This window comes from Rhodococcus artemisiae (assembly GCF_036327795.1).
Taxonomy (GTDB): Bacteria; Actinomycetota; Actinomycetes; order Mycobacteriales; family Mycobacteriaceae; genus Rhodococcus; species Rhodococcus artemisiae.
Genome location: NZ_JAUTXY010000006.1, coordinates 299,154 through 323,282, shown reverse-complemented (window position 1 = coordinate 323,282; position 24,129 = coordinate 299,154). Strand labels below are relative to the sequence as shown.

The following is a 24,129-nucleotide window of genomic DNA, read 5'->3' as shown; positions in this document are numbered from 1 at the left end:
CACATGCAGGAAGCGCAATCGGACGACACCTTCGACGTAGTAGTCGTCGGCTTCGGTGGTAGCGGTGCCGCCGCTGCGATCGAGGCACACGATCGGGGTGCGCGAGTGCTCATACTGGAGAAAGCCACCGAGGAAACCCATGCGCCTACAACAGCTCTGCTTGCGGGCGGGGCAATGTTTGCGGGCAACGCCGATTCTGCCCACGTCTATCTGTCAGCCTGCGCGGGAAAGGTGGTCCCCCACGACGTCAGCAGGGCCTGGGCGGAAGAAGCAGCAACACTGCGTAGCTGGATCGACGGCTTGAGTCCGTCCACTTTTCGTACTGCAGAACCAGTGCCATCAGCGGAGTTCGACGACATCGACGGGGCCGACTCGATCATCTCGTCGGCCGGCGAAGCTCGGACTTCCGACGGAACATGGGCTAAAGGCTCCGGCGCCGAGTTGTTTGCCGCTTTGAGACATGCGGTGGAGAAGCGAGGGATCGAGGTGCGTTTTGGTGCGCGCGCCCATCAGCTGACCGTAGACAACGACCGCGTAAATGGGGTGAGGTTCAGGACCGTAGGCGGCGACGAGTACATCCAGGCGACGTCCGTCATCCTGGCCACCGGAGGCTTCGAGTTCGATGACGAGCTCAAGCGCCAGTACCTCACCGGTGGCGATCAAGTCCACTTCTATGGAAGCCAGCACGCGACGGGAGACGGACTCCGGATGGCCCAGGCGGTCGGAGCGGATCTTTGGCACATGTCGAGAATGGCCGGCAGGGGGGTCGGACACTTCGTCACTTCCGAAGGGGCCGTGGTCAATACGATCATGCTCCTCGACCTGAAGTGGCTCGGCCGGGCAGATCAGGTCGGCTACATCATCACCGACGGTAACGGCCGACGGTTCGCGGACGAGTCGGTTCAGGCCAAACTCGGCCATTCATTCTTCTACGAGATGTTGTACTACGACGCGGAGTCCGGGACGTTTCCCCGAATCCCGAGTTACTGGATTTTCGACAGTCGCAGATTCGGCGCGGGGCCGCTCAGCATTCCCCGCTACGGAGCGTCGGGTGGTGGGGGTCATTCGTGGAGCGACGACAACGTCGCAGAGACCGACGATGGCTGGATCCATGTGGGCGCGACCGTCGAGGAGGTCGCCCGCGCCGCCGGAATCGGGAATCCTTCCGTCGTGGCGGACGAGGTTGAGCGCTACAACAAGGCATGCGTGGGCGGCGAGCAGGACGCCTTCAGACCGTCTGGATCGGACATGACGCCGTTGGACCAGCCGCCGTACTACTGCGTGAAGCTGTGGCCGGGCGGAACGAACACCTCAGGTGGCCCGCGACGGGATGCGCACGGTCGCGTTGTTCATGTGTTCGGTCATCCGATTCCCGGCTTGTTCGCATGTGGAGAGAACGGGTCGATCATCGGTGAGCGGTATCCCGGGCTGTACGCCTACTACTCCGAGGTTCTGTGTACCGGGCGAATCGCAGGGCGCAACGCTGTCCACCCTGTAAAATAAAACAGGTATACAGTATGATGTGTTTAACAGCGCAACCCTTGCACCTTCCGAATGCGTGCACGTCCAGCGTTACGTTTCGAGAACATTCAAAGTCAGGAGACAAAGACGGTGACCGCTGAAACCCGCCTCAGGCCACTGGAAGGCAGGGCAGCGCTGGTAACCGGTGCCGCTCGGAATGTCGGCCGAGCCATTGCACTGAGGCTTGCCGCCGAAGGCGCACGCGTCGTCGTCAACACGCGGTCGGATGCTGACGCCGCTAATTCTGTAGTTGCGGAAATCGAAGCAGCCGGCGGCGAGGCGATCGTCGCGGTCGGAGACATCACAGACGCGCAATCAGTGAGCTCGATGGTGACTGACGCGCGCAACGCGGTCGGCCCGATCACCATTGTCGTGTGCAACGCGGCCGTTCGGTCTTCGGCCCGGATACGCGAGATCGACATCCACGAGTGGGACACCACCATCCGAACAACCCTCTACGGCGCATTTTATTGCGTCAAAACCTGTTTGGGCGACATGACCGACGAAGGGTTCGGGCGCATCATTGCCATCAGCGGAGACGGCCCCCACCAGGGGATGCCGGGCCACGCACACGTCGGCGCCGCGAAACTCGGACTGGAAGGCCTCATGCGCGGGCTTGCTACCGAACTAGGACCCGATGGCATTACTGTGAACACAGTCTCGCCCGGAATCGTCGCAACTACCCGTGAGTTCACCTCGGAACTACATCGAGAGCGGCTTCAGGAACAGATCGCCACCAGCCTCTCCGGTAACCCGCTCGGCCGCGCCATCGAAGTAGACGAAATCGCCGACCTCGTTACGTACCTGGCGTCACCGCGAGCACGTTTCGTATCCGGACAGACCATCCATGCAAACGGTGGTGGCTACCACGGATACTGATGCAGTCGGGCCGCGAACGCCAGGTTTCTCAGAAGGTCCCGCGGGGAGTCCGCTCAGCCGATCCTCTCGCATCACCGTTCCCCGACTCTTTTCGCGTGGTCTCAGCGCCACAGGATCTCGACTCAAAGAGCGAAGGAGTCGCTGGGACGCCGGAGCTCGAGAATTGCCTCGCATTCGCCGATCGTTCGATCTCACTGTGAACGCAGACTCTGTCAGATAGCCGACCATCAACCGGTAAGGGGTGACATGCGCAGAAACCGACACAGCGCGCACGCGCCAACTGCGAGAACCATTGGTGCCCGGCCCCCTGGCCACTCGCTGAGCCCCCCCGGGCTCCGCTTTGGTTCTCAAGATGGCGCGTGACTGGATGCCATACGGAGGGCCACCTCCGGACAAAACCTTCGTGACCTTCGGGCTGACTACAGTCCAGTTTCGCGAGAAACTCTGGGAGATCCTGCCGTCCGTCGCGGATGAGGCAACGCTCACGAGGTGGGAACGGGTGTACCCGCGGCCTCGTTCATTTCCTGCCTCCAGTTCTCGACGTCAGGCCTGAGGTCTGGTGAGACACGACCGAGCGATGGGCCCAGCATCGGCATCGGTTGCCGAAGGCGACGATCATCAGGAGGGACACAGCGTGGTGGAGAAGGCATGGACGGTTCCCCGCGGACAACTGCCGAGGCATACAGCTCGCCGAATCATGAGCGATCTCATCGACCTCGACCTTCGTCCTGGCGACAGTCTTGCCGACGAGAACACGCTCCAGAAGCACTACGACGTTGCGCGTTCCACGTTGCGTGAATCACTCCGCCTTCTCACGTTCCTCGGCGCGATCAAGGTCCAGGTCGGAAGGTCGGGCGGACCGCGAGTGGCGATTCCCGAACCGATCGTGGTCGGGAGTGCCCTGGGAATGGTCGTGCAGTCACGCGGAGCCACACTGCGCACCGTTTTCGAAGCGCGCCTGGCGGTCGAGCCCGCAGTGGCCGCGATGGCGGCGAACCATCGTGATGAGCGTGACCTGCTCGTCCTCGACGGCTCTGTGACCGCACTGCAGTCAGCACAGCAACGGGTCGGCCCCGAATTTGCCGAGCATGCCATCGCATACACTCTGCGAATCGGCGAGGCCGCCCACAATCCCGTTCTTGGCGCAGTCGTCCCCGCTCTCGCTGCCATGACGTCCGCTGTCCCTTGGCGATACCCTCCGGGCGTGCGAGCGGAGCTCGCCGAGGGTGTCACTGCAACCGTTGAGGCCATCCGGCGGGGCAACGGCACGTGCGCGGGAGCGGCGACGCGGGAGATGCTCGAACTCCTTGTGGTACGGCTGCAGGTAGATCAGCCCAGCGCGCTGAACAGCCCCATTCGGTGGTCCGAGGTCGACGAGACCTTGCACGCCAGCCACTAGCGGGTGAGCATGCTGCGCCGCATCCCGAATTGTTTGCCGTATCTCGCTCGAACCGCGAGTGGAGGTCCTGCTCGATGCACTCTGGCACATGAACATGGAATGAAACGCAACACTGCTGTTCGAGGAACGGCCAGGTATCTGGCCATCAGACGCCCTCGAGTCCATGGTGGTGAGCCGACTGCAACACGGGCCGGCTGCCCCGGAATTAGGTGTCCTGAGCATCATCTCAGGGCGTATGAGATCCGCTCGGTCGAGGTAGGCCACAGTCCACTTCATACCGAACGCGGGCTGCGGATCGGGAGTCCGTCCATCACCCTTGCATTTAAATAGGTATATAGTATTGTGTGTTACGTGGCACAGCGCTTCTCGCTCCAGCGATGGCCCCGGCGATCCACCGTCAGAGCGATGATCGCCCGTAGCCCCGCAACCTGCAGGCCCTGGCGTGTCGATGGATGTCGGGAGTCTGATGCCACACTCGTCACCGACAGTTCACAACCAGGTGAGGACCACATGACCGAGAATTCCCCGATGCACGGATTCGAGCAGCTCCGGCGGCCTCGGTCGCTGAAGATGTCCGAGCAGATCGCGAGACAGACGGTCGACTTCATCATCAACAACGGTCTGAAGCCTGGAACGCGCCTGCCCGTCGAGTCCGAACTGGGCAAAATGCTCGGCGTAGGACGCAACACGCTCCGTGAAGCCATGCGCCTACTCGAAGCGTGGGGCGTGATCGAAATTCGTCAGGGACGCAATGGCGGGGCCGTGGTCCGCCACCCGGCGCCGTCGGATCTTCGGGGACCGCTGACCGTGCAACTGCTGTTCGACGGCGCCACGCTGGAAGATGTCCTTGCGATCCGACTCATGCTCGAACCCGAAATGGCGTACCTGGCAGCACAGAAAGTCTCGGAGGGCGACGCCGACGAACTGGACGCATCGGTCGAGCGCATGAGGTCCGATACCACGGGGCCACACGAGGTGTTCGTCCAGGAAAACAGGGTGTTCCATGCCGCGATCGCTACGCAGTCGGGAAATATCGTGCTGCGGTCGGTGATCGAGTCGATCGAAGCGGTATTCGACGGGACAACGCAAGGAATTTCGTACAAAGATCGCCGCCGAGCGTCCGTTGCGGACGCACATGCGCGCATTGCCAAGGCAATCCGCGACGGAAATCCCGCACAAGCCCGGGACGAGATGCGGGCGCACATCGAAGAGGCCGGCGACTACTGGTCCAAGAATCGCGACCTCATGGAAAAACGTCTCAATTGGCCCGAATAATCCGGTGACCGGCCGGCCGGAGCCTTAAGAGCTCACGGTCGATGCTGCACAGAGACATCCAGGCCCCATACCGACAAACGACACCGCACGCGGTGGTCGTTGATTTGTCGACGCCTCCACGGCGCCGGAAAGGAGTGTTCACCATGCGCGAGGAACGCGAAGAGCTCGCCGGACGTGCGAAGAAGTGGGAAAACGAGCTCTACCCCAACGCGGCCGCCAAGCTACGGATGGGCGACACCACCGCCCCGCATGCATACACCCCCCTCGACACCGCAGGACACGACTTCCTACGAGATGTAGGGCTTCCGGGCGAGTACCCCTTCACCAGCTGGAACTATCCCACTCGGATGCCATTCGAGGAAGCCGGTGCACATTCGCTCAATCGCGCCGGACGCTACTCCGGATACGGCACGGCCGACGACTCCCGAGTCTACTTCGAGAAGATGAGCGCGATGGGGTTGCGTCTCGGAGGGCCGAACGTCGCATCGGACCTTCCCTCCCAACTCGGCTGGGACTCCGACGATCCACGATCGGCCGGTGAAGTCGGCCGAGTCGGTGTCACCGTCGACTCGCTGCGCGACTTCGAGATCCTCTACGCGCCGTTCGTGGGCCCGGACAACATCGACACGATCTCGACCAACTGGACGATCAACGCTCCTGCCGCGGTCTACATGGCCTTCTACTGCGCCCTCGCCGACAAACGAGGAATTCCACGCAAGGCGCTCCGCTGCACACCACAGAACGACATCCTCAAGGAGTACATCGCGCGCGGTCAGTACATCTTCCCGGTCGAACCATCCATGCGACTGGTACGGGACACGATCGAATGGGTCACCAAGGAGATGCCCAAGTCGAACGCGATCAGCATCTGCGCCGAACACATCCGCTACGCGGGAAGTACTGCAGCACAATCAATCGCCTTCGCATTCGCCAACGGCGAAGCCTATGTCAATCTCGGACTGTCACGAGGTCTGGCAGTCGACGAGTTCGTACCACGATTCACCTACCGCGGTTTCGGCGACTCGACCCTCGACTTCTACCGCGGCATCGCCACCCCTCGCGCGTCGCGACGAATCTGGGCGCGGATCATGCGTGAGAAGTTCGGGGCGAAGAACGACAAGACCTGCCTGCTCCGCGGCGGCGAACACGCATGGGGCAATGCGTACATGAAGATGACCGCGCAACGCCCGGTCAACAACATTGTCCGGCAGACCCTCGAAGCACTGATCTTCGGACTCGCCAGCGGTCAGCACACCGGCAGCATCCCTTTCGACGAACCCTTGGGACTCGGCCACAGCATCGAGGCCCAGCAGATCCGGCGCGACCTCGAACGGATCCTTCACTTCGAGGCACGCATCACCGACCAGATCGATCCCTTTGCCGGCTCGTACTTCATGGAGAGCCTCACCGATGAGATCGAAGAGGAAATCCTCACCGAACTGCGTGCTGTCGAGGAAATCGGCGGTGCGAGCGCAGCAGTCGAGAGCGGCTACTACAAGCGGGCAGTCGGTGATGCGGCGTGGAAGTCCCAGCGCGACATCGAAACCGGCGACGAAGTGTGGGTCGGGGTCAACCGGTTCACCGGGCCCGACGAGATCGACGTGCACATCGAACGCTCCTCCGAATACGACGCCGGCCAGCTCGCCACCGCCGAAGAGCGTCAGGTGGAGTCAGTGAAGTCGTTGCGACTCGAACGGGATAGCGCAGCGGTCGACCGCACGCTGAGCGCCCTCCGGAGCGTCGCCCGCGACCACGAAGCCAACATCATGCCCGCACTGATCGAGTGCGCCCACGCATACGCCACTATCGGTGAAATCTGCGACGTTCTGCGCGACGAGTTCGGAACGGCGGAACTCCCCTATGAATGAGCACTTCTCCGTAACCCGAACATCGGAAGGCACGACGGCGTTATTCACCATCACCCGCCCCGAACGAGCCAATGCATTGAGCCACCAGGTGATCGACGGACTGCGGACAACGGTCGAATACCTTCCGGACGGTTGCGACGCCCTGGTGATCATGGGCAGCCCAACGGTGTTCTCGGCCGGAGCGGATCTCGGTTGCGTTCGCGGAAAATGCCACGATAGCCGGCCCATCCAGCCCATGCTCGACGAGTTGACCGCCGCGATCGAAACAGCACCGTTCCCGGTGGTGGCTCTCATCGAAGGTCCGTGTGTGGGCGCCGCAGTCGAACTCTCCCTCACCTGCGATGCGCGGATCGGCACCGCTGACGCGTCGTTCCGGATACCGGCGACCGAAATCGGCACAGTCTACCGGGCAGGCGGAGTCGAGAACCTCTACCGACGACTGCCGTTCGTCGCATTGCAGAGCATGCTGCTGCTCGGTAGCGCGGTCTCGGCCGAAAAAGCTCAGGCCTGGGGGTTGATCGACACCGTTGACGGCCGGAAGGAAGCCCTGAAAACCGTCGATGCACTCGTCGACCGAATTCGACCTCGCCCACAGGTTTTTGCCGCCCAGAAGGCGTCGTTGGGGATTGCGGCACGCGTGATCTCGCTCTCGGACGAGGCGCATCGACAGATCACCGACATCCGCAACGAAAACTCCGGCCGGCCGGCCGCGCACGTGGAGGAGCGAATCCGATGAGCAGGTACAAGGCACTGATTTCCAAGGCAGGGCTCGACGCGCACGAGCGCGGGGTCCACGTCGTGGCGCGTGGGCTTCGGGATTCCGGGTTCGAGACCGTCGTCCTCGGTCTGAGGACCACACCCGAGATCCTCGTGGCGTCGGCCATCCAGGAGGACGTCGACGTCATCGGCATCAGCAGTCTCGCCGGCAGTCATATGCACTTCGTCAAGAAAGTGACCGAACTGCTTCGCGAGGAGGATTTCGATCCTGTGCTTGTGGTCGGTGGGGTCATCCCCGATGAGGATCTCGTCCCGCTCGAAGCGCTTGGGGTCGACGCGATATTTCGGTCCGGGTCGCTCGTGCTGAACATGGCCGAGGTGATCCGTGGACTGTGCGATGAGAAAGCATCTGCAGCTTCTGTGAAGAACAAGGAGATTTCGAAATGACCAGCACTGCACGACGCCCCCTCGAGGGGATTACCGTTCTCGACCTGTCCTGGCATCTCGCCGGGCCGTACTGCACCATGGCCCTGGCCGATCTCGGGGCCCGCGTCATCAAGATCGAGCGTCCCGGCGCCAACGGTGGGTACGACCCGGGCGGAGTTGCACGATTCGAGTTCCAGGGCGACGACGTGCACTACATCGCACTCAACCGCAACAAGGAGAGCATCATCCTCGACCTCAAGTCCGAGGAGGGACGGGAGGTGTTCTTCCATATGGTTGCGCAGGCCGATGTCGTGTTCAACAACTTCCGCCCGGGAACCATGCAGAAACTCGGTCTCGACTTCGAAACGGTGAAGACGGCGAACGACAAGATCATCTACGCGTCGCTCTCCGCGTTCGGCGCCACCGGTCCCGACACCACGCGCCCAGGCGTGGACCTGGTGATCCAGGCCGAATCGGCCGGCATGAGCATGACCGGCTACAAGGACGGCCCGCCCGCACGCGCCGGCCTCCCGATCGCCGACCTCGCCGGCGGAATGTGGAGCGCGATGGCGATCCTGGCGGCGATCCGCGAACGCGACGCTTTCGGAACCGGTGCACGCGAAATCGACATGAGCCTGTTCGACTCACATCTGTCGATGATCCCGTACTTCTCCGCCTACCTCACGACGAACGGATTCGTGCCGGGCCCGCAGGGGTCGGGTGGACACAGCCCGACATACGGAGCATTCGAGACAGCCGACGGATCGTGGCTCGTCCTGGCGGTCATCGATCAGAAGCCGTGGAATCTGCTGTGTGAGGCGCTCGAGGCCCCGCAGCTGCTGGAGGACCCGCGTTTCGCCTCGGCCGGTACGCGGATCGAGCACACGGAAGATCTGCGGAAGGCCGTCCAGGAAATTCTCCTGACCAAGCCCCGCGCAGAGTGGATGACGAAGTTCCGCGGACTCGGTGTGCCGTCCGGAAGCGTCAACGACCTGCGTGAGGCCCTCGACCATCCGCAGGTCGCGGCCCGCGACATGCTCGTCGACGTGCCCTACGTCGGGGGAGGAACCGTGAAGTTGCTCGGCAACCCGGTCAACATGAGCGGCTTCGAGAAGACCTTCGCTTCGCCGCCGCGCATCGGTCAGGACACGGATCGAATTATCGCCGAATTCACCACCGGAGCAAAGGAGAACGCACAATGAGCACGTTCGATTTCACGAAGTCCGCGATCGTTCTCCTCGACTGTCTGGAAGGGGTCGCGGCCGGCCAGTTCGGACAGGGACAACCCGAGGACCGCGCCCAGTTCGTCGATTCTCTCACCGAACTGCTCGACACCGCCGAACGCGCGCAGATCCCGGTCATCCGCGTCGATGTGCAGTTCCGAGCAGGACATCCGGAAGTGAGCCCGACCAACGCGTACTTTTCTGCGGCCAAGGCAGCAGGACGGCTTGTCGAAGGTACAGAGCCGACCGAGCCCCTGGCAGAACTACAGGACCGCCTCGATGCCTTTCCCCGGGCGATCAAGCGGCGCATCGGTGGTTTCGCGGGCAGTGACCTGCCGCAGCTTCTGGCCGGAGTCGAGTGCAACGGCATCATTCTCGGAGGGCTCATCACCCGGGGTGCTGTTCTCAGTACGGCGACCGAAGCCGCGGACCGCGACTACCGCGTCGCTGTTCTGACCGATTGTTCGTACGACCCGGACCCGGAGGTCCATGAGGTGCTGACCTCCAAGGTTCTTCCGATCCGGGCCGAGTTGTTGACGGTATCCGACATCGATGCCGCGTGTGTGAGGAGCTGAATCATGGGTCGGGTTGAAGGTAAGAAGTGCGTTGTCCTGGGCGGTGCCGGCGGAATCGGTTCGGCCATCTCGCTGGGTCTGGCACTCGAAGGCGGCCGGGTCGCTGTCCTGGATCGTGACGAAGCAGCCGGCGCGAAGGTCGTTGCGGAGATTGTGGACAAGGGCGCCGAAGCGCGGTTCTGGCCTGTCGACGTCACGAAGTATTCGGAGATGGAGCGTGTGTTCGGTGAGGCTGCCGAATACCTCGGCGGAATCGACGTCATGGTGAACTCGGCCGGTATCACCGGTTCGCACGCACGCGCTCACGAGGCCACTGAAGAAGATTTCGACAAGATCTACGCGATCACCGTCAAGGGTGCATGGTTGGCGACGAAGTTCACCGTGCCGCACATGCTCGCGGCCGGTGGTGGCAGCGTCGTGAACATCTCGTCGATCATGGGCTTGGTCGGTGGGGCGTCGCTGCCGCTCTACCACGGCACCAAGGGCGCGGTCCGCCTGATGACGAAGGCTGATGCGATCAGCTATGCCCCGGATAAGATCCGGTTCAATTCGGTTCATCCCGGGCCGATCGAAACCTCCCTGAGCCTGGCCGCGACCGCGAGCGACCCGCTCGGAGCGGACGAGTACATGCGTCGTCTGCTCGCCAACCTTCCGTTGGGCCGGCGCGGCGAACCTGCAGATATTGCTGCCGGTGTCCTGTACCTCGCCAGCGACGAATCGAAGTTCGTCACCGGCACCGAGCTCGTCATCGACGGCGGTTATACCGCCCGCTAGCCGATCGCGGCACTCCCAATATCGAAAGGCTTCACCATGCGTGGAAAGTTCTGTGTGATCGGCGGCGGCAGCATGATCGGATCGACGCTCGTCGATCATCTGGTTGCCGACCCCGAGGTCGAGTCGGTGCGTGTACTCGACGCCTTCTTCGCCGACGACAACCGCGGCAACCTCGCCGACGCACTCGCCACCGGCAAGGTCGACCTCGTCGAAGGCGACATCCGCAATCGTGAGCAGTTGCGCGAGCACCTGGCCGGGATGGACGGCGTGTTCAACCTGGCGGCCGTAATGTCACTCGACGGAGCGGGCAAGAACGAGTGGATGTGGACGGTCAACGCCGACGGCTTCTTCAACATCGTCGACGTTGCTCGCGAACTCGGCATCCCGCGCGTCGTCACATCCAGCTCGGCCGCAGTCTACGGTGAGCTACCCAGTGACGAATTGTGCCGGGAGGATGTACCCCTGCGTCCGTCGACTGTATACGGGGCAACCAAGGCAGCCTGCGAGATGCTGGCCTCGGCCTACAGTGCCTCGCAGGGTGTGTCCACGGCCGTGCTGCGTTACGGCGTGGTCTACGGGCCGCGTCTGCACCGGCGAGCAAAATCGTCCTTGGTGATCTCCGACGTCATCGACGCGCTGCTGCGAGGTGAGCGCCCTACGGTCATCGGCGACGGCACCCAGGTGTGCGATTGGGTCTATGTCGGTGATGTGGCCCGTGCCAATATCGCCGCCATGCAGTCCGACAGCACCGGCGAGGTCTTCAACGTCGGCACGGGAGGACGCCGCACCGTCGCAGAAGTCATCGACGTCATCTACCGACTCCTCGGGGTCGACGGACAACCGCCGATCTTCGAGCCGGCCCCCGAAGGGGTTCGGTACAACCAGAACATCATGTCTCCGGAGAAATCCGAGCAGATTCTGGGCTTCCGTGCTGAGACGAGTCTCGAAGAAGGCATTGTCGCGCAGATCAAATTCCAGCGCAGCCAGCTGTCCACCCAATCCTGATTCGAAGGGACACCGGGCGGTCTGCCCGTTGAAAGGAGTGGTCCATGACCACGTTCGAGGATGTCGATGCCGCTGCCGCACCGGACACCGAAAGTCTCCGGCATGAGGTGCGGACCTTGGTCGAGGCCTTGCGTGAGGAGGGTCGTTTCGTGCCCACCGTCGACAGTTGGGTCACGGGTTGGGACGAGGACTTCAGCAGGCTTCTCGGATCGCGAGGGTTCGTCGGCATGACGGTTCCGGTCGAGTACGGGGGCCATGGGCGAACGTACCTCGAACGTTTCGCCGTGACCGAGGAGCTTCTTGCTGCAGGCGCTCCGATTGCTGCTCACTGGATCGCCGATCGGCAGATCGCCCCCACCCTGCTCGCTCACGGAACCGAAGAACAGAAGCGCAAGTACCTCCCCCGCATAGCGTCCGGTGACTGCTATTTCGGTCTCGGTATGTCCGAGCCGGAGTCCGGATCGGACTTGGCTTCGGTTCGGACGCGGGCGGAGAGGGTCGAGGGCGGGTGGGTCGTGAACGGATCGAAGGTATGGACCTCCGGGGCACACCGGTCCGAAGCGCTGGTTGTTCTCGTCCGGACCGAAAGCGTCGAGACCGCTGGCCGGCACGGCGGTTTGACCCAGTTCCTCATCGAGACCGCCGCCGACGGTCTCGACGTGAGGCCGATCTTGTCGTCGTCGGGCGAACATCACTTCAACGAGGTGTTCTTCACCGATGTGTTCGTTCGGGACGAGGATGTGCTCGGCTCTGTCGGAAACGGATGGGCCCAGGTCACGCAGGAATTGTCGTACGAACGCAGTGGGCCGGAACGCTTCCTCACTCCCTACCCCCTGCTTGCTGCGGTCTTCGATGATCTGGATGTCGACGCGGTCGACCACGAGGCAGGTCGGCACATCTCGCGTCTGAGCGCCTTGCATCAGATGTCGTTGCAGGTCTCGAAATTGCTCCAGTCGGGTGTGCCCGCTGGGCTGGCTGCAGCTCAGGTCAAGTTGCTCGGCGGACTGTTCGAGGGCGACGTGGTCGGATGGGCGGACAATGCGGCACTGCGCCGTCCCGACCGACCGACGTCACCCGGCGTAGTCGACATCCTCGATCGGGCTTTGATGCAGCGCCCGGGATTCACTCTCCGCGGGGGTACAACCGAGATTCTCAGCGACATCATCGCCCGTGGGCTCGAAGACACCCAGATCGGACTCGCACGTTCGGTGGGCGCGGACCCGGACCTCGCCGAGATGATCGCTGATGTCATGGCGAAGGCCGGTCGCACGCTCGACTCCGGCGCGGACGATCCCGGCGTGATCGAGGCAGTCTGGAGGCACTTGGACGACCTCGGCCTCGTACGCTTGACGGGTGATCCGGAAGCCGGTGGCAGCGGCGCGGGCTGGCCGGAAGCTGTAGTACTGCTTGAAGCCGCCGCTGCCCACGACATCCGGCTGCCGTTGGCAGAGCACGACCTGCTGGCGGGCTGGCTCGTTGAACGCAGCGACCTCGAGACCCGCCCGGGTCCGACCGGATTCGCCTTCGTCGGATCCGACGACATCGCGCACCTGTCCGTACCGAGCCCGATCCTCAGGCAGATAGTGGTCGTCGGCAAGAAGGCAGACGGCAGTGTACGCGCAGGTTATGTCGATGCGGTCGACATCGAGAGCAAAATCCGCCGTTCATCTCCGCTCGGTACGGTGGACCTCCACATCGCCCCCGACGCAGTGGACTGGGTTGCCATCCCCGCAGAACTTGCCGCGGAGTTGCATCTGCGGGGTGCGCTCGCACGGTCGGCCCAGATGGTCGGCGCCATCGGCCGGGTGGTCGATTCTGCGGTGGCACACACCAACGAGCGCAAGCAGTTCGGCAAGCCGCTGGCAAAATTCCAGGCGGTCCGAGCACTGCTGGCCTCCACCGCAGCAGAAGCCGCACTGGCTTCCACCGCAGTGGCGGCCGCGGTCGAGGCCGTCCGCAGTGGTGACCTACGGGACGGCAATGCAGCCGGGCGAGCTGTCGCAGGCGCGAAATCGAGCGCAGGACGCGCATCGGAAATTGCTGTTCGGCAAGGACATCAGGCACACGGCGCGATCGGCACCACTTTCGAGCACGACCTACATCGCTACACGACCGCCTTGCTTGCCTGGCGTCGGGATTTCGGAAGCGCCTCCTTCTGGGACGAGCAACTCGCACGACAAGCCAGAGCCCGGACGCAGGGAACGCTGTGGGCGCATGTCACCGGTGTCGGTAACGCGATCTGAGACGGAGAATTCGATGGTTCACGTAGAGGTGGTCGATGCCCGGATCCTCGACCTGATCGAACCCGAGGTCGAGGGGACACCGATCGCCTCGGGATTCGTGTTCACCGAAGGGCCGGTGTGGATCGAGGAGGACCAGTGTCTCCTGTTCTCCGATCTCCGAGGAAGCAAGAGGGGACGGTGGTCCGAGGCCGACGGCTGCACCGTTGTCGCGACCGACACCAACAAGGCCAACGGAATGACCTGTGCCATCGACGGTGATCTGGTGGTCTGCGAACCTGCCAGCAGCAAGGTCGTCAAGATGTCCCGTGACGGCACCGGCCGCGACCGAACCGTCCTGGCATCTCACTACGGAGGCAAGGAACTCAACAGCCCGAGTGACTGCGTGGCCAAATCCGACGGGACGATCTGGTTCACCGACAACACTGCTGGTCGCCGAAATGACATTTCGGGAATCAAGAGGGAACACTCGCTGGACTTCCGTGCGGTGTACCGACTCGATTCACCAGGCGCTCTGAAGGTCGTGTCCGATGGGTTCGATCTGTGCAACGGACTCTGCTTCTCCCCTGATGAGCGGTATCTCTACGTCGCCGATACCACTCGGTGTCACATAGTCCGGATCGAACTGGGTGAGTCCGGCACACTTCTCGGCGAGGCGGTCTTCGCCTCGGGCATCGGGACGTTCGACCTCGACGAAGGGTACGTCGACGGACTGCGCTGCGATGAATACGGAAACGTATGGGTCACAGGACCGCGCGGAATCTGGATCTTCGATCCAGACGGTCACCATCTCGGAGTCATTCCTGTTCCCGAAGTCGCCACCAACCTCACGTGGGGCGGCCCCGGGTCCACCACCCTCTACGTCACCGCTACTGAATCCGTCTACCGGTTCGGTGTGAAAGTTCGCGGCGCTCGATGACCCCGCCCGGTGCACGACCGACCCTCGAAAGAGACGACATGACGACCTACCCGAACCACCCCGACGACAAGGCTTTCGACAACGACGCCACGCCCTGTGTCCTCGCCGAACACAAGGACGGCGTCGAGACGTGGACTCTGAATCTCCCGGAAACGAGAAACCCGATCTCTGATCCGGCAGTCGTCGCAGCTTTGGTAGATCATCTCGCACGGGTCGCAAACGATCTCACCGTCGGCGCGATCGTGCTCACCGGAGCAGGAACAGCGTTCTCGGCAGGCGGCGATGTTCGTGCCATGCAGGAACGAACAGGCATGTTCGGGGCGCCGCCGCCTGAGCAACGTCGGGGATATCAGCAGGGTATTCAGCGGCTCACCCGAGCTATGGTCGAGTGCGATATTCCCATCATTGCCGCGGTGAACGGGCCGGCGATCGGCGCCGGGTTCGACCTTGCCTTGATGTGCGATCTCCGCATCGCCAGTAGCAGTGCAAGTTTCGCCGAGAGTTTCGTAAAGCTGGGACTGGTCCCCGGCGACGGAGGTGCGTGGCTCCTTCCCCGAGTGGTCGGTCACGCTCGTGCTTCGGAACTGGCGTTGACCGGACGTCGCATCGATGCCGCGACGGCCCAGCACTGGGGGATCGTCAGCGACGTGGTTGCCCCTGAAGACCTCCTGGTCCGGGCGCACGATCTGGCGCGGGAGATCGCCGCACTCCCCCGTGAGGCTGTCCGGATGACGAAGTCCTTGTTGCGGAAAGCCCCTGATATCGGCCTCGACGCGACCTTGGAGCTGTCTGCCGCGATGCAACCCTTGTGTCACACCACCGATGACCACAGGGACGCTGTCGCCACTCTCGGTGTTCGACGACGCTGACAGACGCAGGTCGCCGAGGATTCACGCCTATCTGAGCCGGTGGTTGCCAGAAGATCTTCGGCAACCACCGGCAGTCCTCGTTTGGGCGGTAGGACCACCCTGAATTCGGGATCGAGGTGACCCTTGACACACCCATTCGGCACGATTAGGGTCTCTATATATATTCTGAACCTATTTTAAGAGGTTTGGTCTTTGACTTCGATTCATCGGCGTCCGGCTCCGCACACGCGCTGGCCCACCGCCCTCCGTGTACGAGGTATTCGGTGTGAGCGTCTTATTTCCCGTTCCGGAGACGTCGACCCTGAACCAGACATCCTGCCCCTGAGCATGCTGACCTGAACGCTAAGGAGAACGAGATGGCACACCAAGCAGAGGCGAACCATATGTCGCCGACGCCATCCACCGGCGGGGACGAACCTGCCGGCAAAACCAGCATGGCCCGTGTGGCGACTGCAAGTCTCATCGGTACGGTGATCGAGTTCTACGATCTCCATATCTTCGGCACCGCAGCCGCCCTGGTCTTCCCCCACGTCTTCTTCCCGAATCTCGGCGCCGCGGCCGGCATCATGATGTCCTTCGCCACCCTTGGTGTCGCATTCGCCGCCAGGCCGCTGGGTAGCATCATCTTCGGACACTTCGGAGACCGACTCGGCCGCAAAAAGATCCTCGCGATCACCATGCTGATGATGGGCATCGGCACCTTCCTGATCGGTGTCATGCCCACAGCCGCCCAAATCGGCATTCTCGCCCCACTGTTGATCGTGGCACTGCGCATCATGCAGGGCCTCGCTGCCGGCGGCGAGTGGGCGGGTGCCGTCCTGCTCGGCGCCGAGAACGCTCCGCCCGGCAAACGCGGCCTCTGGGCCGTGTTCCCCATCGTCGGAGGCGGCATTGCCATCGCACTGGCAAACCTGACCTTCCTCGGGACTGCGCTGTTGATGAGCGACGAAGCTTTCATGAATTGGGGCTGGAGAGTGCCCTTCCTCGCCAGCATCGGTCTGGTCGTCATCGGCATGTGGGTTCGCCTCAAGCTCGAGGAAACCCCTGTGTTCAAGGGTGAAGTCGAGCGCCACGGCACCGCCAAAGTCCCTCTTGTCGAGGCTTTCCGGAAGCAGCCCCGGCAACTGCTGTTTGCGGCCATGGTCGCGATGGCCACGGCGTACGTGCTCCCCTATATCGCCGGTCCCTACATGACCAACTACGGATCCAACACACTGCAATTCGATCGCACCTTCATCCTCTGCGTCGCCACCGTGGGCGGTCTCACCGTCGCAGGCGGCTCGCTGTTAGGCGCAATGGTCTCCGATACAGTCGGACGCCGCCGAGTCATCATGACCGCCATCGGTATCGGCGTGGTCTGGTCGTTGGTCTTGTTCCCGCTGGTCGACTCCGGATCGAAGGTTGTCTTCGCTATCGCGATCCCTCTGACAATGTTCATCGGCGGCGTCTCCGCAGGGCCATTGGGAGCCTTCCTCTCCGAACTGTTCGACACCCGATACCGTTACACGGCAGCAGGATTCACCTACAGTGTCGGTGGCATCCTTGGTGGCGCACTTCCGCCGTTGGTTGCCGCGGCCATCACCTCCGCCTTCGGCGGATGGGTCTTCGGACTTCTTCTTGCGGGCCTCTGCCTCATCGGAGCACTGTCCGCCTATGCCCTGAAAGAAACCGTCAGCGGCTCACTCGAGGAAGTGACCGTCCCGTCTGCGAAATAGGATTCGCTGCAACTTCGTCTCCCAGTCAGAAAGAACGCCATCACCATGAACCGCGCCATCGACTTCGCCCAGTACCAGCGCCTGGCTCTGCAGAAGAAGGGCAACGGGGTGCTACTGGTGACTCTCGGCAAGTCCGAGAGCACGAAGGCTGCAGATGGCCGGATGCATGCCGAGATGGCCTCCATCTGGACCGATGCAGCCGCCGATGCCGACGTGCGCGTCATCGTCGTCACCGGCGCCGGGAAGCTTTTCAGCGCCGGCGGAGACCTGGCACTACTCGAAGAACTCATCGGTAACCACGACAAGGCCGCCGACATGCTCGACGAGATGAGCAGGCTCGTCTACAACATGATGAACTGCGACAAGCCCATCATCTCAGCTATCAACGGGGCCGCTGTCGGCGCCGGCCTCGTCGTCGCTCTCATGGCCGACATCTCCATCTGTGCTGCAGATGCACGCCTCGGCGACGGTCACGTCAAGCTGGGTCTCGCTGCCGGGGACCACTCGGCCATCTTGTGGCCGCTCCTGATCGGCATGGCCAAGGCCCGGTACTACCTGCTCACCGGCGACCTGCTCACGGGGGAGGAGGCCGAGCGTATCGGGCTGGTGACCAAGTCAGTTCCCCGCGCCGAGGTCGTTGACGAAGCGATGCGGGTCGCTGAGAGGTTGGCTGCCGGGTCCCAGACGGCGATCCGGTGGACCAAACGGGCACTGACCAACTGGCTCCGGATGGCGGGCCCGATCTTCGATCAGTCAGCCGCCTACGAAATGCTCGGATTCATGGGCCCGGACATCGTCGAAGGCGTCGCGGCCCTGCGCGAGAAGCGTCCCCCGCAGTTCCCCTCCGCCCAGAACCGAGAAATTACGCAAACAACAGAGCCGTCATGACCGACAAGCAGATGACCGACGACGACGTCGTGGCCCAGCTTCGGTCCGGAATGACCATCGGTGTCGGCGGATGGGGCTCGCGCCGCAAGCCGATGTCACTCGTACGGGCGATCGCACGGTCCAGTTTGCGCGATCTCACGGTCGTCAGTTACGGAGGTCCGGATGTCGGCCTTCTGCTCGCCGCCGGAAAGATCCGTCGTCTCGTCTACGGATTCGTCTCGCTTGATACGATCCGGTTGGAACCTCATTTCCAGACAGCTCGACAGAATGCTGCGATCGAGGTCACCGAGTACGACGAGGGCATGCTCTACTGGGGCCTGTACGCGGCAGCCGTGCGGCTGCCCTTTCTTCCGGCACGGGCAGGCCTCGGGTCCGACGTGACAGTGAACAATCCAGAATTGCGTACGGTGAGCTCCCCATACGCCGATGGTGAGGAGTTGCTCGCGGTTCCTGCGTTGAATCTCGACGCCGCTCTGGTGCATCTTCACCGTGCCGACACCGCAGGCAACGCCGCATTCCTGGGGCCAGATCTGTACTTCGACGATCTCTTCTGCCGGGCAGCAGAAAACGCCTACCTCTCCTGCGAACGAGTCGTTCCCACCGCCGAACTCACTGCGGAAACGGACGTCACCCGACTACGTATCCATCGGTGGATGGTCAACGGCGTCGTGGAAGCTCCCAATGGAGCGCACTTCACCTCGTGTGTTCCCGATTACGACCGTGACGAGGATTTCCAGCGCGAATATCACACCGCGTCGCTCGATCCCGTCACATGGGAAGCCTTCTCGAAGACCTATCTTTCCGGCACCGAGCTCGATTATCAGCAGGCAGTTGCCCAACGAGCTCGGATGAAGGTAGTGCGATGAACACTCCGACCAGAGCAGACGTGTGCGTTGTCGCATGCGCTGAAGCGTGGCGTGGAGACGGGGAGATCGTGGCACGTCCGATCGGCGTCGTTCCATCGATCGCTGCCCGGTTGGCTCGCGCTACCTTCGCCCCCGACCTCCTCCTGTCGGATGGTGACGCATATCTGGTCACCGGAACCTGGCCTATAGGACGGGTGCCGGAGGGCGACATCGAGGGCTGGTTGCCATACCGCTCGGTCTTCGAAATGGCCTGGGGTGGAAAAGGTCACATCATGATGATGCCGGCTCAGGTCGACCGGTACGGCAACGCGAATTTGTCCGCGATCGGCGACTACGCCAAGCCGACCCGGCAGCTCGTCGGGGTGTGCGGAGCTCCCGGAAACACTGTCAACAACACGACCAGTTACTGGGTACCCAAACACCTTGCCCGCAGCTTTCCTTCCCGAGTCGATGTCGTGTGCGGCGTGGGATACGACAGCGCGGAGACAGCCGGGTCCGCCGCACAGAAGTTCCACGAGGTACGCAGGGTCATCACGAACCTCGCGGTGCTCGATTTCGACACCTCCACCCGTTCTATGCGTCTGGTGTCCGTGCATCCGGGCGTCGACGTCGAGGACGTCCACGCGAGCACCGGCTTTCCCCTCGGAGTCACCGGCGAAGTGCCTGAAACACGAACACCGACCGCCGCGGAAATGGCACTGATCGAGCAGATCGATCCGGATAACCTCCGATATAGCGAAGTGCCATAACCCGGGCCCTGATCGAATACCAACCGCACCACGTATCCACGAGATGCATTTCGAAGGAACCAACGATGAGCACGCACCACCGCCATGAGGGGACCGCTCCGTCCCTCGGACACCTCATGTGCGACCTCGCCGCCGACCACCCGAACGATCCAGCACTGATCACGCTCGAGCGGCAGGCCACCTACGGCGAAATCTGGGCACGAGCCCAGGAGATCGCAACGTATCTCACGAGCGAGAACATCGGTCCGGACAGTCCGGTGGCTGTGCTCGTCGAGAATAGCGTCGAATGGCTCGAGATTGCGGTCGGCATCTCCGTGGTCGGTGCTCGCCTGGTCGCGTTGAGCACGTGGGTCGAACAGTGGGACCTCGAGCGCCTGCTTGCCAGCGCTCAACCAGAGATGCTGTTCGTGTCCACCACCGTACGCGGCGGTGAGGTGGTCGATATCCTGCATTCGGTGCTCCCGGAACTCGGTTCCGGTGACGAGCCGCGCTTTGCGAACTGCCCATCGCTGCGCCGTATTGTCGCAGTGGGCCCGCGCACCGTGCCCGGAACCACGCCGTACAACACGTTGCGCACGCGGAAGCCGTATTCCTCAGGGCCGCAGGCACGCCCGAGCGACATTGGCCTCATTCTCTTCAGCTCCGGCTCGACATCGGCACCGAAAGGCGTCGCTCTCGTCAACGAGGACATCATCGTCAACGCGACTGCCATCGGCGACCGTCTGGGACTATCGGACTCCGATCGGCTGTTCGTCCCGATGCCCTTCTTCTGGGCCATGGGGGGACCGAACGGAATGATGGCTGCCTTGACGCACCGTTCCACGCTCGTGACCTTGCCCAAGTTCGAACCGGGTGCTGCTCTCGACCTGTTCGAGACGCATCGTTGTACAGGGCTGTACACGATGCCCAACATGACCCGGGCCATACTGGACCATTCGGACTTCACGGCAGATCGAGTGTCCACGTTGTGTAAGGGGATCACTGTCGGATCGCCGGCCGAGGTGCAACTGGCAATTAACGAACTCAGGGCAGAACAGATCTGCAATGTCTACGGCAGCTCGGAGCTCTACGCCAACGCAACCGTCACACCGCATGATGCACCGGTCGAGGACCGACTCACCACCAACGGCCCTCCGCTTGTCGGCGTCACGATCAAGATCGTCGATCCGGACACGAGAGATGAGCTGTCGGCCGGGGAAATCGGCGAGATCTGCGCTGCCGGCCGCGTCGCTGCGGGATACATCCAACCCGACGGAAGCATCCGACCCATCGCAGATGAGTCGGGTTACTTTGCTACCGGCGACCTCGGCTTTGTGAACGAACGCGGCTGGTTGACATACGTCGGTCGGGCAACCGACATGATTAAGACTCGCGGAATCAACGTCTCTCCCGTCGAGGTCGAAGAGTTCCTCTGCACGAACCCGTCCGTCGTCAGCGCGCTGGCCTACGGGATCGATGACGCAAAGTACGGTCAGGCACTGGTGGCTGTGGTCGTACCGGAACTCGAAGCCGATGTGGACGAAGAATCGCTGCGGCGATGGTGCAAGGGCAAGGTCGCAAGCTACAAGATTCCTAAACATGTCGTGGTCGTAGACGAGCTGCCCACAACCCAGACAGGCAAGATCTCTCGGAGTATCGCAAAAGCCCGATTCCATGCCGTCACGTCGAACAAGTCATGACGCGCGTTGCGTTGCTATCGACTTCGGACGAGGTTCTTCTGGCGGCACTGTCCTCCGACGCCGACTACACCCTTGTCAATCTGCGGCGGCTACAGAACGCCTCGGCACTGACACTTATTCTCGGTGGCTGCGACGTGGCCATCGTCCACTCCGCCGAATCGCGGCGAGACTGGAAAGAAATATTGGACACAACCTGCACGCTTGTCCCGCGAGTTCTAGCCGTCGAGGAAAACAGCCCTCCTACAGAAGCGCTCCCATGTCCATTGACTGCTCCGGCGGAAGACTCCGGAATCGGCAGGCTCCTCGCTGGAGGAGAATCACTTCACCTTGCACGGCTACACGAACTCGTGTCTGCAACCGTCGAGGCTGTCCCGGGTCTCGTAGAAGTTGAGGTCGCGGTCCCTCGCTCTATACCTGCGGTGTGGTAAGTATCGGGCGGCCTCCAAGACACCAACAGCAAGGGGAATGCCGCGGCATCCTGGTCAATCCTGACCAGTAGGTCACTGCGGCCAAGCGACTCGGTCGGTCATCAGACCACGGTGCTCGGCCCAGTACTCGTCGACTTCCTGGAGATGAAGTCGCATCTCCTCGCGAGCCCTCTCCGGGTCTTTTTGCCGAATAGCTTCAGCGATCCGCGCGTGCGCGTTTGAGACCAATTCTCGTCGGTTATCGTCGTACCCGATACCCTGCGCGGTGCCGTCGAATACTGCCTCGATCGATTCGATGACTGACCTTGCAATGATGTTTCCGGCGTGTTCGGCAATGACCGCATGGAAGTTCTTGTTTTCTCGAATGAAGGCGTCATGAGTACCGCTGGAGACGGATCGCATTCGCTCGATCGCGTTCTCGAGTTCGATCGCCTTCGCTTCGGGCATCTTCTGTGCCGCAAGATAAGCGGTCTCCGGTTCGAGCATAAGGCGGATCTCGAGGATGTCCTCCAGTGCGGCTCCGCCGAAAAGGAGCTGCACCGTCAACGGTCCGCGAAGGTCCACGGGCTCCGGCTGGCGAACAACGGCTCCTCCATTGCGCCCCTGACGGATCTCTATCACTCCCCACGCCTCCAGCAAACGCAACGCTTCACGTAGGGTATTCCGGCCGATCCCGAGTAGTTTGCCCAGCTCGGATTCGATCGGGAGACGAGTCCCGGGCTTGAGGCCGTTTGCGATAATGTAGTCCACGGTCTGCCGTGCGACCTGTTCGGACATCTTCAGGGTTCTCGGTCGCCGAAGTTGCTCGAAATCGTTTTGCGGGACCGGGAAAGTGTCGGCGATCTGGTCGTCGCCTGGTTGCTCGAACTCTACGGTTGAGTGCCCCATCCGAAATCCCTTCTAGCGTCCCTCTTACCGGCCAACGGTCGAACTTGCGGGAATCGCCGAGCCAGAGATCTGATCTTTCCCGGTGGTATGGACCATGTACTACACAAACCCACCATATTGTATCCCTCTTACCTCTCGGCTCCGCGGCGCCCAAGCCGCGTTCGATCGGCACGGTCTGAACCTGGCGTTGCCACCAAATCTGAACCACATGGTCGGTGTGGGCCTGAGCACCGCCCCGATCACCCAACAGGTGATTGCCCGGATCCGGGGCTGCGTCGCCAACCCGGCGGACGCCGCCGCGCTGGCCACCGTGTTGTTCACCGGCGCCACCTACCGCGAGTTGACTTTTCTGCCGCGGCGTACCGCCACCGGGGACACGGCGATCTTCCCCGGTACCCCCGATGTCGACCACCCGGCCGACCTGGGAGTGTGGGGTGATCCCACCGTCGGGGCGGCCCCTGCTGCAGGCTGCCGTCGTCTTCCAGGAAAGACGCACGGTACCCGCTGATCGGTTGTTCGCCGACCGTGATCAGGAGGACTAGCAGACTGCATCGGACAGCCCCGGCCTGTGGAGTGCGCATTCCGGCTCGGCACCCATGGCGCGACGGATGGATCCGCCACATCGTGGCTCTCAACCTCGACCTCGGACAACCCTGAGCCAATTCAGCCACCGGACGTTCTGTCCGAGCGACTTCCCTTGTTGCCACCATCCAGGGAAACGCCGGCCACCACCGTCGCGTCCACTGACATCGATGTCGCCTGACAGGGGATGGGAAAAGTCCAGCTCGCCGCACTGACATCCCGGCGGGAAGTCTCAGCCATTCCGGCGTCGCTCTCAGCTGACATTCTCGTGCGGCTCAGCGGAAGACGGGAGTGCAGTACGGAGTTCTCTGTCATAATGGCAGGTGGAGGCTTTTTTACGGGCGAGTCCTGCACAGGGTCGATGGGTGCATTCGACTACAGGAGCACGCCCCAACAATTAGGGTAAAACGGGCAAATCGTAGGTACTTTCGTGTCTGGGGGGTTTGTCACTCATGGTTTGTGCGAGGTGACCGACGAAAAATGACATTATCGCACCGTCTCCCCCAAAACCTCCTGGTGAGCGCGTTTCCTCGCACAGAGGCGTCGGAGCAGACCGGTCGCCTCTGGTCTCGTGCACAGCGACCAGCCGAATCCCCCACCGCAGAGCGTTCCCGTGCCCGTAGGGACGTCTCGGGCGCCGTCCG

Annotated in this window: 21 protein-coding genes and 1 pseudogene; 21 read left to right on the top strand and 1 reads right to left on the bottom strand. The window is 62.5% G+C overall.

The window, feature by feature from the left end:
* Window positions 1-3: 3 nt before the first annotated feature.
* The 20 genes and pseudogenes from Q7514_RS15975 to Q7514_RS15885 all read left to right on the top strand — a co-directional run bounded on the left by Q7514_RS15975 (window position 4) and on the right by Q7514_RS15885 (window position 21,587).
* Complete coding sequence (locus tag Q7514_RS15975) at window positions 4-1,503, top strand: FAD-dependent oxidoreductase (protein WP_330134244.1); 1,500 nt, start codon at window positions 4-6, stop codon at window positions 1,501-1,503.
* A 108-nt stretch (window positions 1,504-1,611) separates the two neighbouring features.
* Window positions 1,612-2,400, top strand: a complete 789-nt coding sequence (locus Q7514_RS15970) for an SDR family NAD(P)-dependent oxidoreductase (RefSeq protein ID WP_330134243.1) — start codon at window positions 1,612-1,614, stop codon at window positions 2,398-2,400.
* 577 nt (window positions 2,401-2,977) lie between these two features.
* Entirely contained in the window at window positions 2,978-3,799 is an 822-nt protein-coding gene (locus Q7514_RS15965) for a FadR/GntR family transcriptional regulator (RefSeq protein ID WP_330134242.1), read from the top strand.
* Between the two features lie 510 nt (window positions 3,800-4,309).
* A complete protein-coding gene (locus Q7514_RS15960) occupies window positions 4,310-5,074 on the top strand; it encodes a FadR/GntR family transcriptional regulator (RefSeq protein WP_330134241.1) in 765 nt (254 codons plus the stop codon).
* 143 nt (window positions 5,075-5,217) lie between these two features.
* Complete coding sequence (locus tag Q7514_RS15955; RefSeq protein ID WP_330134240.1) at window positions 5,218-6,942, top strand: methylmalonyl-CoA mutase family protein; 1,725 nt, start codon at window positions 5,218-5,220, stop codon at window positions 6,940-6,942.
* Window positions 6,935-7,678: an enoyl-CoA hydratase/isomerase family protein gene (locus tag Q7514_RS15950; RefSeq protein ID WP_330134239.1), complete on the top strand. Its 744-nt coding sequence runs from the start codon at window positions 6,935-6,937 to the stop codon at window positions 7,676-7,678. Before Q7514_RS15955 ends, Q7514_RS15950 begins: the two co-directional genes overlap by 8 nt.
* Window positions 7,675-8,106 (top strand): cobalamin-dependent protein, encoded by a 432-nt coding sequence (locus Q7514_RS15945; RefSeq protein ID WP_330134238.1) that lies wholly within the window; start codon window positions 7,675-7,677, stop codon window positions 8,104-8,106. The genes Q7514_RS15950 and Q7514_RS15945 overlap by 4 nt, the downstream gene beginning before the upstream one ends.
* Window positions 8,103-9,287, top strand: coding sequence for a CaiB/BaiF CoA transferase family protein (locus Q7514_RS15940; RefSeq protein ID WP_330134237.1), 1,185 nt, complete (start codon window positions 8,103-8,105; stop codon window positions 9,285-9,287). The genes Q7514_RS15945 and Q7514_RS15940 overlap by 4 nt, the downstream gene beginning before the upstream one ends.
* The gene (locus tag Q7514_RS15935) at window positions 9,284-9,883 is read left to right on the top strand and encodes a cysteine hydrolase family protein (RefSeq protein WP_330134236.1); all 600 of its coding nucleotides are present in this window, start codon (window positions 9,284-9,286) and stop codon (window positions 9,881-9,883) included. Before Q7514_RS15940 ends, Q7514_RS15935 begins: the two co-directional genes overlap by 4 nt.
* 3 nt (window positions 9,884-9,886) lie before the next feature.
* Window positions 9,887-10,657, top strand: coding sequence for an SDR family NAD(P)-dependent oxidoreductase (locus Q7514_RS15930; RefSeq protein WP_330134235.1), 771 nt, complete (start codon window positions 9,887-9,889; stop codon window positions 10,655-10,657).
* A gap of 36 nt (window positions 10,658-10,693) precedes the next feature.
* Window positions 10,694-11,662 (top strand): NAD-dependent epimerase/dehydratase family protein, encoded by a 969-nt coding sequence (locus Q7514_RS15925; protein ID WP_330134234.1) that lies wholly within the window; start codon window positions 10,694-10,696, stop codon window positions 11,660-11,662.
* A gap of 44 nt (window positions 11,663-11,706) precedes the next feature.
* Window positions 11,707-12,840, top strand: a pseudogene (locus Q7514_RS33210) (acyl-CoA dehydrogenase family protein); the annotation flags it as partial.
* A gap of 57 nt (window positions 12,841-12,897) precedes the next feature.
* Window positions 12,898-13,905 carry an acyl-CoA dehydrogenase family protein gene (locus Q7514_RS33205; protein ID WP_408016107.1) on the top strand — a complete coding sequence of 336 codons (1,008 nt, stop codon included), beginning with the start codon at window positions 12,898-12,900 and terminating at the stop codon, window positions 13,903-13,905.
* A gap of 13 nt (window positions 13,906-13,918) precedes the next feature.
* Window positions 13,919-14,821 carry an SMP-30/gluconolactonase/LRE family protein gene (locus Q7514_RS15915; protein WP_330134232.1) on the top strand — a complete coding sequence of 301 codons (903 nt, stop codon included), beginning with the start codon at window positions 13,919-13,921 and terminating at the stop codon, window positions 14,819-14,821.
* Window positions 14,822-14,859: 38 nt separating this feature from the next.
* On the top strand, window positions 14,860-15,690 hold the full coding sequence (locus Q7514_RS15910) for a crotonase/enoyl-CoA hydratase family protein (protein ID WP_330134231.1): 831 nt from the start codon (window positions 14,860-14,862) through the stop codon (window positions 15,688-15,690).
* A gap of 356 nt (window positions 15,691-16,046) precedes the next feature.
* Entirely contained in the window at window positions 16,047-17,405 is a 1,359-nt protein-coding gene (locus tag Q7514_RS15905; RefSeq protein WP_330134230.1) for an MFS transporter, read from the top strand.
* A gap of 45 nt (window positions 17,406-17,450) precedes the next feature.
* On the top strand, window positions 17,451-18,293 hold the full coding sequence (locus Q7514_RS15900; protein WP_330134229.1) for an enoyl-CoA hydratase/isomerase family protein: 843 nt from the start codon (window positions 17,451-17,453) through the stop codon (window positions 18,291-18,293).
* Window positions 18,290-19,159: a CoA transferase subunit A gene (locus tag Q7514_RS15895; protein WP_330134228.1), complete on the top strand. Its 870-nt coding sequence runs from the start codon at window positions 18,290-18,292 to the stop codon at window positions 19,157-19,159. Before Q7514_RS15900 ends, Q7514_RS15895 begins: the two co-directional genes overlap by 4 nt.
* Window positions 19,156-19,908, top strand: coding sequence for a CoA-transferase subunit beta (locus Q7514_RS15890; protein ID WP_330134227.1), 753 nt, complete (start codon window positions 19,156-19,158; stop codon window positions 19,906-19,908). The genes Q7514_RS15895 and Q7514_RS15890 overlap by 4 nt, the downstream gene beginning before the upstream one ends.
* Window positions 19,909-19,973: 65 nt before the next feature.
* On the top strand, window positions 19,974-21,587 hold the full coding sequence (locus tag Q7514_RS15885; RefSeq protein ID WP_330134226.1) for a class I adenylate-forming enzyme family protein: 1,614 nt from the start codon (window positions 19,974-19,976) through the stop codon (window positions 21,585-21,587).
* A 500-nt stretch (window positions 21,588-22,087) separates the two neighbouring features.
* On the opposite strand, the gene Q7514_RS15880 is transcribed toward Q7514_RS15885, so the two are convergent.
* Window positions 22,088-22,903 (bottom strand): FadR/GntR family transcriptional regulator, encoded by an 816-nt coding sequence (locus tag Q7514_RS15880; protein ID WP_330134225.1) that lies wholly within the window; start codon window positions 22,901-22,903, stop codon window positions 22,088-22,090.
* 208 nt (window positions 22,904-23,111) lie between these two features.
* Here Q7514_RS15880 and Q7514_RS15875 point away from each other — a divergent pair, with 208 nt between their 5' ends.
* Window positions 23,112-23,411: a hypothetical protein gene (locus Q7514_RS15875; RefSeq protein WP_330134224.1), complete on the top strand. Its 300-nt coding sequence runs from the start codon at window positions 23,112-23,114 to the stop codon at window positions 23,409-23,411.
* The last annotated feature ends 718 nt before the right edge of the window (window positions 23,412-24,129 follow it).